Source organism: Burkholderia sp. 10_S31, from assembly GCF_056930375.1.
Window position 1 is genome coordinate 1894861 of record NZ_JBXOWK010000003.1, and the last position, 16722, is coordinate 1911582.

At 65.5% G+C, this 16722-nt stretch carries 15 protein-coding genes; 6 read left to right on the top strand and 9 right to left on the bottom strand.

Features of this window, described 5'->3' with window-relative positions; genetic code table 11:
* Positions 1-408: 408 nt before the first annotated feature.
* The 4 genes from lon to tig all read right to left on the bottom strand — a co-directional run bounded on the left by lon (position 409) and on the right by tig (position 6606).
* Positions 409-2832 carry an endopeptidase La gene (gene lon, locus AC1Z3W_RS28980; RefSeq protein ID WP_006760949.1) on the bottom strand — a complete coding sequence of 808 codons (2424 nt, stop codon included), beginning with the start codon at positions 2830-2832 and terminating at the stop codon, positions 409-411.
* Positions 2833-3029: 197 nt separating this feature from the next.
* Positions 3030-4301 carry an ATP-dependent Clp protease ATP-binding subunit ClpX gene (gene clpX / locus AC1Z3W_RS28985; protein WP_006754177.1) on the bottom strand — a complete coding sequence of 424 codons (1272 nt, stop codon included), beginning with the start codon at positions 4299-4301 and terminating at the stop codon, positions 3030-3032.
* A 164-nt stretch (positions 4302-4465) separates the two neighbouring features.
* Complete coding sequence (gene clpP / locus AC1Z3W_RS28990; protein ID WP_006496351.1) at positions 4466-5119, bottom strand: ATP-dependent Clp endopeptidase proteolytic subunit ClpP; 654 nt, start codon at positions 5117-5119, stop codon at positions 4466-4468.
* A 140-nt stretch (positions 5120-5259) separates the two neighbouring features.
* Positions 5260-6606, bottom strand: a complete 1347-nt coding sequence (gene tig, locus AC1Z3W_RS28995) for a trigger factor (RefSeq protein WP_057925341.1) — start codon at positions 6604-6606, stop codon at positions 5260-5262.
* Between the two features lie 373 nt (positions 6607-6979).
* Here tig and AC1Z3W_RS29000 point away from each other — a divergent pair, with 373 nt between their 5' ends.
* Positions 6980-8149 carry a glycerate kinase gene (locus AC1Z3W_RS29000; protein WP_124833160.1) on the top strand — a complete coding sequence of 390 codons (1170 nt, stop codon included), beginning with the start codon at positions 6980-6982 and terminating at the stop codon, positions 8147-8149.
* 62 nt (positions 8150-8211) lie between these two features.
* Positions 8212-8661 carry a MarR family winged helix-turn-helix transcriptional regulator gene (locus tag AC1Z3W_RS29005; RefSeq protein WP_057925343.1) on the top strand — a complete coding sequence of 150 codons (450 nt, stop codon included), beginning with the start codon at positions 8212-8214 and terminating at the stop codon, positions 8659-8661.
* A gap of 252 nt (positions 8662-8913) precedes the next feature.
* On the opposite strand, the gene AC1Z3W_RS29010 is transcribed toward AC1Z3W_RS29005, so the two are convergent.
* Complete coding sequence (locus AC1Z3W_RS29010; RefSeq protein WP_057925344.1) at positions 8914-9912, bottom strand: 2-dehydropantoate 2-reductase; 999 nt, start codon at positions 9910-9912, stop codon at positions 8914-8916.
* Between the two features lie 100 nt (positions 9913-10012).
* Positions 10013-11158, bottom strand: a complete 1146-nt coding sequence (locus AC1Z3W_RS29015; RefSeq protein WP_124833159.1) for a helix-turn-helix transcriptional regulator — start codon at positions 11156-11158, stop codon at positions 10013-10015.
* A gap of 305 nt (positions 11159-11463) precedes the next feature.
* Between AC1Z3W_RS29015 and AC1Z3W_RS29020 the strand changes: the two genes are divergently transcribed.
* From AC1Z3W_RS29020 to AC1Z3W_RS29035, 4 genes are all read left to right on the top strand, one after another.
* Positions 11464-12507, top strand: coding sequence for a porin (locus AC1Z3W_RS29020; protein WP_483509611.1), 1044 nt, complete (start codon positions 11464-11466; stop codon positions 12505-12507).
* 22 nt (positions 12508-12529) lie between these two features.
* The gene (locus tag AC1Z3W_RS29025) at positions 12530-13747 is read left to right on the top strand and encodes an MFS transporter (RefSeq protein ID WP_483509014.1); all 1218 of its coding nucleotides are present in this window, start codon (positions 12530-12532) and stop codon (positions 13745-13747) included.
* Between the two features lie 16 nt (positions 13748-13763).
* Positions 13764-14873, top strand: a complete 1110-nt coding sequence (locus AC1Z3W_RS29030; protein WP_124833156.1) for a class II histone deacetylase — start codon at positions 13764-13766, stop codon at positions 14871-14873.
* 98 nt (positions 14874-14971) lie between these two features.
* On the top strand, positions 14972-15202 hold the full coding sequence (locus AC1Z3W_RS29035) for a hypothetical protein (RefSeq protein ID WP_057925349.1): 231 nt from the start codon (positions 14972-14974) through the stop codon (positions 15200-15202).
* Positions 15203-15294: 92 nt separating this feature from the next.
* Here AC1Z3W_RS29035 and AC1Z3W_RS29040 read toward each other — a convergent pair whose 3' ends face one another.
* From AC1Z3W_RS29040 to AC1Z3W_RS29050, 3 genes are all read right to left on the bottom strand, one after another.
* Positions 15295-15621, bottom strand: coding sequence for a hypothetical protein (locus AC1Z3W_RS29040; protein WP_483509015.1), 327 nt, complete (start codon positions 15619-15621; stop codon positions 15295-15297).
* 629 nt (positions 15622-16250) lie between these two features.
* Positions 16251-16481, bottom strand: coding sequence for a helix-turn-helix domain-containing protein (locus AC1Z3W_RS29045; RefSeq protein WP_483509017.1), 231 nt, complete (start codon positions 16479-16481; stop codon positions 16251-16253).
* On the bottom strand, positions 16384-16653 hold the full coding sequence (locus AC1Z3W_RS29050; RefSeq protein WP_483509649.1) for a hypothetical protein: 270 nt from the start codon (positions 16651-16653) through the stop codon (positions 16384-16386). The genes AC1Z3W_RS29045 and AC1Z3W_RS29050 overlap by 98 nt, the downstream gene beginning before the upstream one ends.
* Positions 16654-16722: the final 69 nt, after the last annotated feature.

The following is a 16722-nucleotide window of genomic DNA, read 5'->3' on the forward strand; positions in this document are numbered from 1 at the left end:
GCCCTCTGCTGACTTCTGCATGGCCATCCCGACGCCTCTCGACGCCAGTAGCACTTCGGCAGCCGTGCAGATCTCCCCGGGTATTGCGCACCCACCTTCACGCTTATGCCTGTCGGATATACGCCGCATCGTCCCGTGCAAGTTTCGGGCTTCGGCCTTTATGGCTGCCTTACCCCGATGCGTCGCCTCTTATCCGCTTCCTGTTCGTCAGGCCAGCGCTTTGCCTCGGGCTTCCTTCAGACTCGCAGTCACCCGCGACGCCCTTGCCTCTAGCTAACACTTCCCCTTGCCGGGCGTGTAGAGGACTTTCACCTCCTAGTGAGTGCGCCCTGCCGGGCGCACCATAAAAAAAACCCGCGGCCACGCCGCGGGTTTCGCGAACAACCGTCAGCGACGGCGTTCAGGTTCTCAGTGCTTGACGACTTCCGTCGAGCCGGCATCCTTCGCCGCCTCGCCGACGGGCGCCGCAGCCTTCGCCTCTTCTTCCGGCGGCAGCGGGGTCGGCGTACGTTCGAGCGCGAGTTCGAGCACCTTGTCGATCCAGCGGACCGGCACGATCTCGATCGCGTTCTTCACGTTGTCCGGAATGTCCGCGAGATCCTTCACGTTCTCTTCCGGGATCAGCACGAGCTTGATGCCGCCGCGATGCGCCGCCAGCAGCTTTTCCTTCAGCCCGCCGATCGGCAGCACTTCGCCACGCAGCGTGATCTCGCCCGTCATCGCGACATCGGCACGCACGGGAATCCCCGTCAGCACCGACACCAGCGCGGTCGTCATCGCACCGCCGGCGGACGGGCCGTCCTTCGGCGTCGCGCCTTCCGGCACGTGGATGTGGATGTCCTGCTTCTCGAACGCTTCGTCCTTGATGCCCAGACGCCGCGAACGCGAGCGCACAACCGAACGCGCAGCCTCGACCGACTCCTTCATCACGTCACCGAGCGAACCCGTGCGAATCACGTTGCCCTTGCCCGGCATCACCGCGGCTTCGATCGTCAGCAGGTCGCCGCCGACTTCCGTCCACGCGAGGCCCGTCACCTGACCGACCTGGTTTTCCTTCGCCGCGAGGCCGAAGTCGTACTTGCGCACGCCGAGGAACGTATCGAGGTTCTCGCCATCGACCTTGATCGCGCCCGATGCCTTCTTCAGCAGCAGCATCTTCACGACCTTGCGGCAGATCTTCGACACTTCCCGCTCGAGCGAACGCACACCGGCTTCGCGCGTGTAGTAGCGGATGATGTCGCGGATCGCCTGCTCGGTGACGTCGACCTCGCCGTCCTTCAGCCCGTTGTTCTTCTTCTGCTTCGGCAGCAGGTAACGCTGCGCGATGCTGACCTTCTCGTCTTCCGTGTAGCCCGACAGACGAATCACTTCCATCCGGTCGAGCAACGGCGGCGGGATGTTCAGCGAGTTCGACGTCGCGACGAACATCACGTCCGACAGGTCGAAGTCGACTTCGATGTAGTGGTCGGCGAACGTGTGGTTCTGTTCCGGATCGAGCACCTCGAGCAGCGCCGACGACGGATCGCCGCGGAAATCCATGCCCATCTTGTCGACTTCGTCGAGCAGGAAGAGCGGATTGCGCACGCCAACCTTCGCGAGGCTTTGCAGGATCTTGCCCGGCATCGAGCCGATGTACGTCCGGCGGTGACCGCGGATCTCGGCTTCGTCACGCACGCCGCCGAGGGCCATCCGGACGAACTTGCGGTTCGTCGCACGCGCGATCGACTGGCCGAGCGAGGTCTTGCCGACGCCCGGAGGCCCGACGAGGCACAGGATCGGGGCCTTGACCTTGTCCACGCGCTGTTGCACCGCGAGGTACTCGAGGATGCGTTCCTTCACCTTCTCGAGGCCGAAATGATCCTCGTCGAGCACCTGCTCGGCGTTCGACAGATCGTTGTTGACCTTGCTCTTCTTGCGCCACGGCAGGCCGATCAGCGTGTCGATGTAGTTGCGCACGACGGTCGCTTCGGCCGACATCGGCGACATCAGCTTCAGCTTCTTCAGCTCGGCATCAGCCTTCTTCTTCGCTTCCTTCGGCATGCGCGCGGCGTTGATGCGCTTCTCGAGTTCCTCGAGATCCGCACCCTCTTCGCCTTCGCCCAGTTCCTTCTGGATCGCCTTGACCTGTTCGTTCAGGTAGTACTCGCGCTGGCTCTTTTCCATCTGGCGCTTCACGCGCCCGCGGATGCGCTTTTCGACCTGCAGGATGTCGATCTCGGCTTCGAGCTGCGCGAGCAGGTGCTCGAGGCGCTCGATGACCGGGAACATCTCGAGGATGTGCTGCTTCTGGTCGAGCTTCAGCGGCAGACGCTCGGCGATCATGTCGGCGAGACGACCGGCTTCATCGATGCCCGACAGCGACGTGAGAATCTCCGGCGGGATCTTCTTGTTCAGCTTCACGTACTGGTCGAACTGCGACACGATCGCGCGGCGCAGCGCTTCCGTTTCCGCGCTGTCGGCGTGATCGGGCTCGAGCGGCATCACTTCGCAGGAGAACTGCGTCTCCTGTTCTTCGATCGACAACGCCTTCGCACGCTGCAGGCCCTCGACGAGCACCTTCACGGTGCCGTCCGGCAGCTTCAGCATCTGCAGGATGTTGGCGATACAACCGACCTCGTACATATCCTTTTCGGTCGGTTCGTCCTTGGCCGCGGTTTTCTGGGCGACGAGCATGATGTGCTTGCCGCCTTCCATCGCTGCTTCGAGGGCCTTGATCGATTTCGGCCGGCCCACGAAGAGCGGAATCACCATGTGCGGGAAAACGACGACATCCCGCAGCGGCAGCAGCGGGAGCGTGATGCGTTCCGGCGGGAGAAGTTGGGTGCCTGACATTTCATTTCCCCATGAGTGGAATCAATTGTTCGGTAATTGAGGCCGCCACAACGAATTGCAAGCCTTCAAGTGCGGGAAATATTCGGTAAGAAAGTAACCACCGCGTGTCGAGTCAGAGTTACCCACAAGATAAACGAAAAAAAGCCGCCCACGGTCTCATGAACGGCCTTTTTCGCAGAACATCGTCGGCAAGCCGGTCAGTTCGAACCCGCCACCTTCGGCGTGTCCTCATAGATCAGCAGGGGCTTGCCGTCGCCATCGATGACGTTCTCGTCGATGATGACCTTGCTGACCCCTTTCATCGCCGGCAGTTCGTACATTACGTCGAGCAATGCCTGTTCGATGATCGAACGCAAACCGCGCGCGCCGGTCTTGCGGCGGATCGCCTTGCGGGCGACTGCCTGCAACGCGCCCGGCCGGATTTCCAGCTCGACGCGCTCCATCGCGAACAGCTTGTGATATTGCTTGACGAGCGCGTTCTTCGGCTCGACGAGGATCTTCATCAGCGCGGCTTCATCGAGCTTGCCGAGCGTCGCGACCACCGGCAGGCGACCGATCAATTCGGGGATCAGTCCGAATTTGATCAGGTCTTCCGGTTCCGTCTCGCGCAGCACTTCGCCCGCGTCGCGCTCCTGCTTGCTCTTGACCGTCGCGCCGAAGCCGATACCCGTCTTTTCGGTGCGATCGGTGATCACCTTCTCGAGACCGTCGAACGCGCCGCCGCAGATGAACAGGATGTTGGTCGTGTCGACCTGGATGAAATCCTGGTTCGGGTGCTTGCGGCCGCCCTGCGGCGGCACCGACGCCATCGTGCCTTCGACGAGCTTCAGCAGCGCTTGCTGGACACCCTCGCCCGACACGTCGCGCGTGATTGACGGGTTGTCCGACTTGCGGCTGATCTTGTCGATTTCATCGATATAGACGATCCCGCGCTGGGCCTTGTCGACCTCGTAGTTGCAGTTCTGCAACAGCTTCTGGATGATGTTCTCGACGTCCTCGCCGACGTAGCCGGCTTCGGTCAGCGTCGTCGCATCGGCGATCACGAACGGCACGTTCAGCAACCGCGCAAGCGTCTGCGCGAGCAGCGTCTTGCCGGAGCCCGTCGGGCCGATCAGCAGGATGTTGCTCTTCGACAGCTCGACGTCGTCCTTCTTGTCGAGATGCTTCAGGCGCTTGTAGTGGTTGTACACGGCCACCGCGAGGATCTTCTTCGCACGCTCCTGGCCGATCACGTACTGATCGAGGATGTCGCGAATTTCCTGCGGGCTCGGCAGATCCGACCGGGACAGGCTGGCCTCGACGCCGGCGGCAGCCGCCTCGTCGCGAATGATCTCGTTGCAGAGGTCGATGCACTCATCGCAGATGAATACCGACGGGCCCGCGATGAGTTTCTTGACCTCATGCTGGCTCTTCCCGCAGAACGAGCAATACAACAGCTTCTCGCTGTTCGAACCTTTTTTGTCCGCCATGAATGTAGAGCCTCCGGACAGGTAGATGACATGATACGCCGAATGCTCCGAACGCCGCGCCTAGGGCGCGACCGGAGTCGGCTGGATGCGCTTGCCGCAGATGCTCAAGGCACTCGGGACGTAGCAGGGGCGCCGCGCGAATCGGGGCGGCACCCCACTTAAGCTCACGGGCGCTTCAGCAGCACCTGGTCGATCAGCCCGTACGCCTTCGCGTCCTCGCTCGACATGAAGTTATCACGGTCGGTGTCGCGCGCGATGCGCTCGACGTCCTGGCCCGTGTGCTGCGCGAGCAGGTTGTTCAGCCGTTCCTTCAGGTAGAGGATTTCGCGCGCCTGGATCTCGATGTCGGATGCCTGGCCGCGTGCGCCGCCGAGCGGCTGGTGAATCATCACGCGCGAGTTCGGCAGCGCGAAACGCTTGCCCTTCGCGCCCGATGCGAGCAGGAACGCGCCCATGCTGGCCGCGAGGCCCATGCAGAGGGTCGATACGTCCGGCTTGATGAACTGCATCGTGTCGTAGATCGCCATGCCGGCCGACACCGAACCGCCCGGGCTGTTGATGTAGAGGCTGATGTCCTTGTCGGGATTCTCGCTCTCGAGGAACAGCAACTGCGCGACCACGAGGTTGGCGGTCTGGTCGTTCACTTCGCCGACCATGAACACCAGGCGCTCCTTCAGGAGACGCGAATAAATATCGTACGAACGCTCGCCGCGGCCGCTCGTTTCGACGACGATCGGCACCAGCCCCAGCGCTTGCGCCTCGAAACCTTGCGGCGCGTTCGAAGCAAGCATGTCCAGCAATTCAGCGCGAGTGATCATTCAATGAACCTTGTTCGAATGGAAAATTGAACGGAAGGAAGCCGCCCGCTCAATCGCCATATTAATGGCAACCGTGCGCTTGACGTAAAAACGGCGTGCAGGCCGTCGCTCCGACAGCCGGCACGCCGCTAGAGCGACGCTTACGCTTGCGCCGATGCGCTCGCGAGTGCTTCGAAGCTCACTTCCTTGTCCGTCACCTTTGCCTTGCCCAGCACGAAGTCGACGACGTTGCTTTCAACGACGAACGCTTCCATCTCGGCGAGGCGCTGCTGGTTCGAATAATACCAGCGGACCACTTCCTTCGGGTCTTCGTAGCTCTTCGCGAACTCGTCGACTTCCGCGCGGATCTGTTCCGGCTTCGCTTCCAGGCTGTTCGACTTCACGAGCTCGGCCAGCACGAGGCCCAGCTTCACGCGACGCTCTGCCTGCTCGGCGAACATCTCGGCCGGGATCGGTGCGTCCTTCGCGTTCGGCACGCCGCGCTGCGCCAGATCCTGGCGAGCCATTTCGACGAGGCGTTGCTGGTCCTGCTCGATCAGCGCCTTCGGCACGTCGAGTTCGGAAATCTTCAGCAGCGCGTCCATCACCTGGTTCTTGACGATCGACTGCGTGCGGCGCTTCGCTTCACGCTCGAGGTTTTCCTTGATCTCGCCGCGCATCTTCGTCAGGTCGCCGTCTTCGATGCCGAGCGACTTCGCGAATTCGCCGTCGATTTCCGGCAGGTGCGGCCATTCGATCTTCTTCATCGTGACCGTGAATTGCGCCGTCTTGCCCGCCACGTCCTTGCCGTGGTAGTCGTCCGGGAACTTCAGGTCGAACGTGCGCTGTTCGCCAGCCTTCAGGCCGAGCGCCGCCGTTTCGAATTCCGGCAGCATGCGGCCTTCGCCGAGCACGAACGGGAAGTCTTCGGCCGTGCCGCCCTGGAACGCGACGTCGTCGATCTTGCCGACGAAGTCGACCGTCACGCGGTCGCCGTTCTTCGCTGCGGTGTCTGCGCCGCCGTCGCCGTGCTCGCCGGCTTCGCCGCGAGCGTGGAAGTGCACGCGCTGCTTGCGCAGGATGTCCAGCGTGCGGTCGATTTCGGCGTCGCCGATCGACGTCGTCGAGCGCTCGACTTCAGCCGTCGCCAGATCGCCGATCTTCACTTCCGGGTAGACCTCGAACGTCGCGTCGAACGCGTACGCATCTTCAGCCTGTTCCTGCTTCGGCTCGAAGCTCGGCTGGCCGGCGACGCGCAGGTTTTCCGCGCGGCTGATCGTGAAGAATTCCTGGCCGATCTTGTCGCTCAGCACTTCCGCTTCGACCTGACCCGAGTACTGCTGGGCAACCATCTTCAGCGGCACCTTGCCCGGGCGGAAACCCGGCATGCGAACGTTCTTCGCGAGTTTCTGGATACGGGCGTCGATTTCCTTCTGCACGGTGTCCTTCGGCAGGGAAATCGTCACGCGGCGTTCAAGCTTGCCGAGGTTCTCAACAACGTTAGCCATGGCTTCAATCGTCCTAAAATTATTCGAGCGAATCGGGTTTTCCTTGCCGTGCCTGCCTGCAGCGTGAGGTGCGTCACACACACGCCGCGCCGGAGCGCCACGCCATCCCTGCACGCGCCGGATGGCTAGCGCAAGCGGCTCGGAGCACGGCTTTGGCCGGAAGAATCGACTATTCTAGCAAACAATTTTCCTCGCACCGCTAGATCGGCACGACGTACGTGCATACCCGCTGTCCGTGCACGGCGATGTTCGCAGATCGCCGCTATGCCGAACGCCGTATCCACCGCCGGCCCACCATCCTGTAAGCTCCGATTGAGGGTGCGTCGCCGTCACGCCCCCATTCCTCACATCAATTACACCTTCCGGAGACACCATGCCGCAACACCCGTCCGCGCCTGTCGTCGTCATCGCGCCCGATTCGTTCAAAGGCTCGCTTTCCGCCGAGCAGGTCGCGGACGCGATCGCCACCGGCATCCGCCGCGCCCGGCCCGACGCGGTCGTGCGCTGCTGCCCGATGGCCGACGGCGGCGAAGGCACGCTCGACGCGATGCTGGCAGGCGGCGGCACGCGGCGTGCGCTGCGGGTGGCCGGCGCGTCGCTCGCGGCACGCGATGCGGCAGTCGGCGTGATCGACGCGCGCACGGCGATCGTCGAGACGGCCGAGATCGTCGGGATCACCGATGCGGTCGGCATGAGCGTACCGGTCGACGCGCGCAGCACGCGCGGGATGGGCGAAGCGATCCGCACGCTGCTCGACGAAGGCGTGCGCCGCTTCTTCGTCGCACTCGGCGGCAGCAGCACGAACGACGCGGGTGCAGGGCTGCTCGCGGGCCTCGGCCTGCAGTGCTTCGACGCGGCCGGCCAGGCAGTCGAACCCGTCCCGTCCCGGCTCGCCGACATCGCGCGGATCGACGCATCGGGGCTCGATCCGCGCCTGAAGGAAGCGGAATTCGTCGGCATGTCCGACGTCGACAACCCGCTGACCGGCGCGCACGGCGCGACCGCGGTGTTCGGCCCGCAAAAGGGCGTGACGCCCGAGCAGGTCGAGACCCTCGACGCTGCGCTCGGCCGCTTCGCCGACCTGCTCGAGGCCGCGCTCGACCGGCGTCCCACGGGGACTTCCGCTGGTCGTGCCCGCGACTTGCCGGGCGCCGGCGCCGCGGGCGGCCTCGGTTTTGCGCTGCACATGCTGGGCGCGCAGTTCGAAGCCGGCGCGGAAGTCGTCGCACGGCAGGTCGGGCTCGATGCGGCGCTCGCCGGCGCCGACTGGCTGATCACCGGCGAAGGCCGCTCCGACGTGCAGACGCTGCACGGCAAGGCGCCGTTCATCGCCTGCCGTCACGCGCGGACCGCGGGCGTGCCCGCGTCGCTGCTGTCGGGTGCGGTCGACCCGGCCGCGCTGCCGCGCCTGTCCGAACACTTCTCTGGCTGCTTCTCGCCGGCGCCGGGGCCGATCACGCTCGACGTCGCGATCCGCGACGCGGCGAATCTGCTCGTGAACGAAGCGGAACAGTTGACACGGCTGAAGTACGGCGCACACTGACCGTTGACCCGAGCGCGCGATACAGGAACAATCGGGCCCGCCCTTTTTCTTCAGGATTCGACATGAAAGGCCGTCAAGCCGGGCTCGATCAGTTTCTGACCTATCGCCTCCATGCGCTCACGAAGCGATCCGACCGCGGGATCGCCGAGGTGTACCGGTACAAGCTGGACATCTCGCTGCCCGAGGCGCGCGTGATCGCCGCCGTCGGCGCGTTCGGTCCGTTTTCGATCATGGATCTCGCGCGCCACACCAATCTCGACAAAAGCCAGGCGAGCCGCGCGGCAGAAGCGCTGCTGCGCCAGGGGCTGCTCGAGCGCAGCGCGAGCGAGGAGGACGGCCGGATCGTGCTGATCGCGCTGACCACCGACGGCCGCGCGCTGCATCGCAAGATCATGCCGATCGTGCGCAAGTGGAACGAAGGCTTGCTCGCATGCCTGTCCGACAGCGAGCGCCAGGCGTTCGAGCGGCTGCTCGACAAGGTGGTCGCGCACGCGGTCGAACGCGACGAGTGAATCGCGCAGCGGGCGCAATCCGTGCCGCACGCGCGTTGCACATGCGCGGTACACGCACCGGAATTGCCGCGCGGGCCGCGCAGACGCGTCACGAGCGATCCGGCGCCCGCCCGTTTATCCAGACGAATCTGCAGGTCGCCCGAGTCGCGCAAGCACATGGGCGTCGGCCCGGCCTCCCCTGCCGGCCACGTACCGAACGACTGCTCGTCGTTCTTCATCACGCCAGGCCATCCCCGCAGCGATCCCTTTTCGCTATAGCCCGCTGTTCACCGCGCGCTGACGCAGCAGCCCAAGCACCGCGTCGCAATACGGCGTCGGCACGTCGAGCTTGCGACCCAGCTCCGGAAACACGCCGAGGATCGGCCCGATTTCGAGCGGTCGCCCAGCCTCGAAATCCTGCAGCATCGACGTCTTGAACGCGCCGAGCTTGCGCGTCACGGCAATCCGTTCCGGCCCGCTCATCCCCGTATCGAGACCAAGCTTCGCACCGATCGCGGCCGCCTCCTCCATCATTCGCAACGCGAGATCCTGCGTGAACGGATCGTCGAGCAGTTGCTCGGCGGTCGAACCCGTGAGCGCACTCAACGGATTCATGTTCATGTTGCCCCACAGCTTCGCCCAGATCTCGGTGCGGATCACCGGCGTCGATTCGACATCGAAGCCGCCCGAGGCGAGCGCCGCCGCGAACCGCGCGGCAGGCGCGTCGAGCCGCGGATCGGTCGAGCCGATGATCAGGCGATTGCCGCGGCCGCGGCGCACGATACCCGGCGCATCGGTGCTCGACGACAGATGCACGACGCAACCGATCGCCTGCGCGGGCGGCAGCGCCGCCGAGACGGCACCGGCCGGATCGACCGCATCGAGCGGCACGCCGTCGATCGGGCCTGCGAGCCCGTGCGTGAACCACCACGGCAGCCCGTTCATCGCGGCGACGATCACCGTGCCAGGCCCGACCAGCGGCGCGATGCGCGCGGCCAGCGCCGGCAGCGCCTGCGCCTTCAGCGCGATCACCACGTAGTCCTGCACGCCGAGCGCGGCCGCGTCATCACTCGCGCGCACCGGGACCGACGACACGGCGCCCGCCTCGTCGACCACGCGCACGCCGTGCGCGTTCAGCGCATCGAGCGTCGCACCGCGCGCGTATGCGCTCACCGTCATGCCGGCCCGCGACAGCGCTGCCGCGAGCAATCCGCCGATCGCGCCGACACCGACCACCGCCGCGCGCACCGACCCTGAATTCGTGTCGTTCATGATGGAAATCCGTCTGCTGGGAGCTGACGAGCATAACGCCCAATGGTTGCGGATACAACCATTCTCGCGTGTGCCCGCGGCAGGTGTTCGCCTGAGCGATTCAGCGCGGCACGGCGCCCGCCTCCACGGGCTCGTCGTCAACCGGACCGCCCGTCGCGCCGAGCACGCCGGCGATCTGGCTCTTGTCGTGCATGCCGAGCTTGCGGTACGCGCAGCGCAGGTAGTGACGCACGGTCGTCGGTGAAATCGCCATCTGCTGCGCGACCTCCTTGTGCGAGCGCCCCGCACCGTAATAGCGGATCGCAGCCAGTTCGCGCGGGCTGAGCCGGTCAAGCAGCGAACGCGGCCGCGCCTCGATCTGGAACAGCCCCGCGACGGGCACGCACTGGATGCGCAACGCATCGCCGACGAAGGGCTGGCCCGACTGGCGCCGCACATGCGCGACCAGCGGCTCCGGTACGCGCGAGCCCGTCCACGCCGGCCATTCGGTCCGCAGCACGTCGTCGAAACCATGATCGGCGTGATGCAGCACGCCGAAGTTGTCGCACAGCGCGCGTGCCGCCGGCGCAACCGCATCGCCGCGCTCGCGCGTGAGCTGGGCCGTGCGATTGATCGTCAGCGCGGCCGCCAGATGCGGGATCACTTCCTCGAAGCGGCTCGCGTCGTCATCGTTGAACGGACGGTTCAGGCCCTGGCGGTAGATCGACATGAAGGTCGTCAGCCCGAAGCGGCGATCGAGCGTACACACGCACATCAGTTGCGCCAGCCCGTACTTCACGCACCAGTCGCGAAACCGCACGTCGCCCCCCGGCTCGACGATCGACAGACGCACCGCGCGACCATATGCGCCGGGCAGCGTGCGCTGCGCGAACGGATCGCAATCGCGCACGCGTTTCCAGTCGCTGAAGAACGCATGCGGAAGACGGTACAGGAAACTGTTGTGCATCACGGGGCCGGTCGGCACGTGCGTCGCGACGCCGGTCCATGCGGCATCGAACGGGATCAGCGCCTGCAGCAGCGAAAAGAAGCGGCACTCGAATTCGCCGATGCCCGACTGCGCGGCGACCGCGTACAGGTCGAGCAGCATCAGGCCGAGTTCTCGCTGCGCCGCGTCGCCGCGCGTCACACCGTCGAAATCGGCGCGTCGGGACGGCAGCGGCGGCCATGCGGATTCGTCGAGCACGATCGCGGCCGGTACGTCGCGCAGCGCGTCGAGATCCGGCCCGATATCCGTCGTGATCCTCACCTTCCGCTCCCCTGCCCGATCGGGCTGCTGATGCGCGCAACGCAGACCGGCCGATTATAGCGACCGGCATTTTTGGCGGGCCCCGCCGCGGGAACGCGCGACAACCCCATCCATTTGGACGGTACGCCCCGCGTTGCTGCTGCGCAGCACGCCGTGCGGCGGCGTCGCACCATGTCCATGCCGTGCACCGCGGGTTTTCCATACCGTTCATCTGCACGACTGTTCGCCGGCTTTCCTGCTGCGGACACTGCGTCGCGACAACACCAACGACACACGATGCAGGACGGTATGGAGAACCCCACGTGATGACACCTCGCTTCATCCGCACGGCCACGGCCGCCGCGGCGCTCGCCGCTTGCAGCCTCGCCGCGCACGCGCAATCGACCCTCACGCTGTACGGCGCGCTCGACGCCGGCGTGCAGTACCTCACGCATGCCGACGGACGGCACGCGGCCGTGCAGTTGCAGAACTACGGGATCCTGCCGTCGCAGGTCGGACTGAAGGGCAACGAGGATCTCGGCGGCGGCTGGCGCGCGCTGTTCAAGCTCGAACAGGGCCTCAACCTCAACGACGGCACCGCGACCGTCCCCGGCTATGCATTCTTCCGCGGCGCGTACGTGGGTGTCGCGGGCCCGATCGGCACCGTCACGCTCGGGCGGCAATTCAGCGTGCTGTTCGACAAGACGCTGTTCTACGACCCGCTGTGGTACGCGTCATACAGCGGCCAGGGCGTGATCGTGCCAATGACGGCGAACTTCATCGACCACTCGATCAAGTACCAGTCGCCGACGTTCGCCGGCTTCGATGTCGAGGCGCTCGCGGCGACAGCCGGCGTCGCGGGCAATACACGCGCCGGGCGCGTGCTCGAACTCGGCGGCCAGTACACGAGCAACGGATTGTCGGTCAGCGCGGTACTGCATCAGGCGCACGGCGACGCATCCGCAGCGGACGACGCGTCCGCGCGCCGCCGCGAACTCGGCACGCTCGCCGCACGTTATGCATTCGCGACGCTGCCGCTCACCGTCTACGCGGGCGTCGAACGCCTGACCGGCGACCTCGATGCGGCACGCACGATCGTCTGGGGCGGCGCGCGTTACCTGACGCCGGGCGGAATCGGGCTGAACGCGGGCGTCTACCACACCGATTCACGCACGCCGGCGATCGGCCACCCGACGCTGTTCATCGCGAGCACCACCTACGCGCTGTCGAAACGCACCGTCGCCTACGTGAACCTCGGTTATGCGCGCAACAGCGGCCAGAGCGCGCAGACCGTCTACGAATACGACCCGACGCCGCTCGCCGGTGCATCGCAGTTCGGCGCGATGGTCGGCATGTACCACCTGTTCTGATTCCGTCCAGCGAGATCCCTTCATGAAAACCCTTTGCTCCGATGCCGCGCTGCCGTCCGACGGCCGCGCGTCGACTTTCGCGCGCTCGACGCTCGTCGCGCTCGTCGTGTTCGCGGCCATCACGCCGCTGCTGCTGCTCGTCGCGCCGGCCGTCGCCGGACAGCTGGTGACGCAGCTCGGGCTGTCCGCGTCGCAGATCGGCACCTACTTCTTCGTCGAGCTCGGCGCGTTCAGCCTCGCGACCGTGCCGTCGTACCTGTGGCTCGGCCGCGTCGATGCGCGCCGCGTCGCCGCCTGCGCGATCGCGCTATTCGGTGCGGGCAACCTGCTGACCGCGCTGTGGATGCCCGGCTTCGTCACGCTGCTCGCGCTGCGCGCCGTCACCGCGCTCGGCGGCGGCTCGCTGATGGTGCTCTGCATGACCAGCGCCGCCACGAGCGAGAACAGCGACCGCGTGTACGGGCTGTGGGTGGTCGGCCAATTGATCGCGGGCGCGATCGGCCTGTTCGTGCTGCCTCACGTGTTCGCCGCGTTCGGGCTGCGCGCGCTGTACGCCGCGCTGGCCGTGCTCGCGCTGCTCGCGGCACCGCTATCACGCGGCTTTCCATCGATGCTCGGAGTGCGCACCGCGTCGGCACAAGCAGTACGCGGCACCGCGACAGATGCATCGCGACGCTTCGTCGCGCTCGCGATCGGCGCGGTGCTGACGTTCTATCTCGCGATCGGCAGCGTATGGACGTTCGCGAGCCGCGCGGCGGCGCAAGCCGGACTCGATCCGCAGTCGACCGGCAACGTGCTCGCGATCGCGAGCGTGATGGGGATAGCCGGCGCGGCGCTCGCATCGTGCGCGGGCGGCCGGCTTGCGCGGCGCGCGATGCTGGCTGCCGGTTACGCGCTGCTCGCGGCGTCGCTCGTCGCACTCGCCGCGCTGCCGCATGCGAGCGGCTACAGCGCCGCGATCTTCGCGTTCAAGTTCGCGTGGACCTTCGTGCTGCCGTTCATTCTCGCGACCGTCGCGCAGATCGACACATCCGGGCGCCTCGTCGCGACGCTCAATTTCGTGATCGGGGCGGGCCTCGCGGCTGGCCCGCTGCTCGCCGGGCTGCTGCTCGATGCCGGCGGCACGATGCGCGCGCTGTTCGCGGCCGCAACCGCCGTCGCGATCGCGTCGTTCGCCGCGCTGCGCCATATCGATCGCCGCGCACGCGCTGCGACGACTTCCGTTTCCTCCCAACCGTGACAGGTCAAGCTCATCCATGAATCGCACTGCCTTCTTCACCGACGAACGCACTTTCTGGCACACCGGCGGCACGCACGCGCTGTTCTTCCCGGTCGGTGGCTGGGTCCAGCCGCCGTCGAGCGCCGGCTATGCGGAATCGCCCGACTCGAAGCGCCGCTTCCTGTCGCTCGTGCAGGCGTCGGGCCTTGCCGCCCACCTCGACATGCGCTACGCCGCACCGGCCACCACCGGCGACCTGCTGCGCATCCATCCGGCAAGCTACCTCGACGCGTTTCGTGCGCTCAGCGATGCGCACGGCGGCGACCTCGGCGACCTCGCGCCCTTCGGCAAGGGCAGCTACGAGATCGCGGCGCTATCCGCGGGGCTCGCGATCGCGGCGGTCGACGCCGTCGTCGCCGAGCATGCGGCCAACGCGTTCTCGCTGTCGCGGCCGCCCGGCCATCACTGCCTGCGCGATCGCCCGATGGGCTTCTGCCTGCTCGCGAACATCCCGATCGCGATCGAGGGCGCGCGCGCGAAGCACGGCATCGGCCGCGTCGCGGTGATCGACTGGGACGTGCATCACGGCAACGGCACGCAGTCGATCTACTACGACGATCCGGACACGCTGACGATCTCGCTGCATCAGGACCGCTGCTTTCCGCCCGGCTACAGCGGCGGCGGCGATCGCGGCGAAGGCGCGGGCGTCGGTGCGAACCTGAACGTGCCGTTGCTCGCAGGCAGCGGCGACGATGCGTATCGCTATGCCTTCGAGCGGATCGTGCTGCCAGCGTTGGAGCGGTTCCGGCCGGAACTGATCGTCGTCGCGAGCGGCCTCGATGCGAGCGCGGTCGATCCGCTCGCGCGCATGCAACTGCATACCGACAGCTACCGGTTCATGACGCGCGCGGTGAAGGAGGCCGCACAGCGCCACTGCGGCGGGCGGCTCGTGATCGTCCATGAAGGCGGCTATTCGGAGGCGTACGTGCCGTTCTGCGGCCTCGCGATCGTCGAGGAGCTGGCCGGCATGCGCACCGCTGTCGCGGATCCGATGCTCGACCTCGCGATCGCTCAGCAGCCGGGTGAACGGTTCGTCGCGTTCCAGCGCGAGCGGCTCGACGAACTGGCCGTGTCGTTCGGGTTGTAACGCTGTGCCCACGCTACGGGGCCGGCATGCGCCGGCCCTTGCGCGATCGGTGCGGATGGGGTCTCCTGTGCTTTTACACCTGCCAGGCCCTTCTTCAGATGAAATCATCTCCGCGCGAACCCGACACCAACGACAAAGCGCGCCGCCAGCCGTCGAAGCTGGTTCTGAATATCGCCGCCGTACTGGTCGGCCTCGTCACATTCGCGATCGGCGTGGCGTGGTTGATCTATAGCTGGATCGTCGATCGCGAAGCGCAGTATTTCGCGATTCCGCTGGTGTTCTCGGTGCCGGTGATCGTCGCGGTCGCGGTGCGAAGTTTCTGGGATTAGGTCCGCTCAAAACGACAAAGCGCCGCGGTCGGTCGACGTGCGGCGCTTTTCATCAAATGCGGTAACGATATGCGCGGTTTGCCTCGGGCAACTCACAGGCCGGCGTGCCGGCACGGGTTGGGAACTGCACCCTGATACCCGCCGGCGAAACCCAATGCGGAGCCGAGCAGCGCCGTGCCGACCGATTTCAGGACGGTTTCGCCCGACAGCGACACGCCGCTCGAGATCAGTCGGCCCGAGTAGGCCGAGCACTCCGGCGACGATGCGTCGGTCTGCACGGGTTTGGCGCTCCATGCGACATTGTCGGCGGGCGTGGCGGCAAATGCCGGTCCAGCCAGCGTCAGCGTCAGCGTCAGCGTCAGCGTCAGCGTCAGCGTCAGCGTCAGAACGGAAATCGACGTGTGTACGATGTTCTTCATCTATACCGTCCTCGGCAAAAAGCGCGTGTCGTGCATGAAAAGTGATCACGATATTACGCGATTCGCGCCCCGAATTTCCGTGCGCCCGAGAGATCCCGCGTATCGCGCAGATACAGCCCGGCATCAACAAAAAAGCGCTGCCGGTCAACCGACCGACAGCGCTTCTTCCAGAACGGCCCCGGGGGAGGCACGTTCAACTTCCTGGTCTGAGGCCGACCCGAATCGACCGGCCGGATCCCTTGCCATCAATCAATTGTGTTCTTCTCGCCGAATAGTGGCCCCCATCGTTGCCCCCAATACTCGATGCTGCGGCGCTTGAAGCTCTGTTCGTGTCCTTGGTAACGCTCAATATTCGGCCGTCAGACTATCCCTGGACCTATGCCAACGAGCATGCTGCCACCGTTTGAGCCCCATTGGTGTCGGGACAACGTTACACCGAGTCGTTCGAGGGCGATACGACTACGCTACTCGGACGTGATCGGCATCGACGGATTTTCGCCTGCGTTGAACTGGCGATGAAGCGCGTAACCGATCCGGAAATGTCTCGACGCGTAGGCCTGAATCAGTCGTCGCAGCACGCAGCTTCGCCTGTCGTGGCGGTTTTTTCTGACACGCGACCAAGGACTGCCTCAATGAACCCCCAGGTCATTTCGCAGTTGTCTCAGTTTTGTCGGCGTCGCACCGTAGACCCGCTTGAACCGTTGAATGAGGTGTGATCTGTCGGTAAAGCCGCACTCATAGGCGATCTGGCTGACGGACTGGTTACTGTTCAGCATCATCCAGCGGGCAGATTTCAGTCGGATCTTGCGCCAATAGCCGCCAGGAGAGGTACGCAGGTGCTTCCTGAACAGCCGCGTCACCTCGCGCTCTGTCGTGACCCACTGCCTCTGCCACATCGCTGATATGGCCGGGTTCCAGCAGCCTCGGATACATCAGTCCAACCGCATTGACGACGCGCCGATCGGCGCAATGAAGACCGATTTCCGACTCTTGCGCCACCGCGCGGGCCTCTTCGAAGCCGCAGTCGGTCATCAGATAGTGAAGCGCTTTGTGAGACCTGGTCTTTCCACAATGTTGGTCGACGGCGTTGTCACGTTGGCG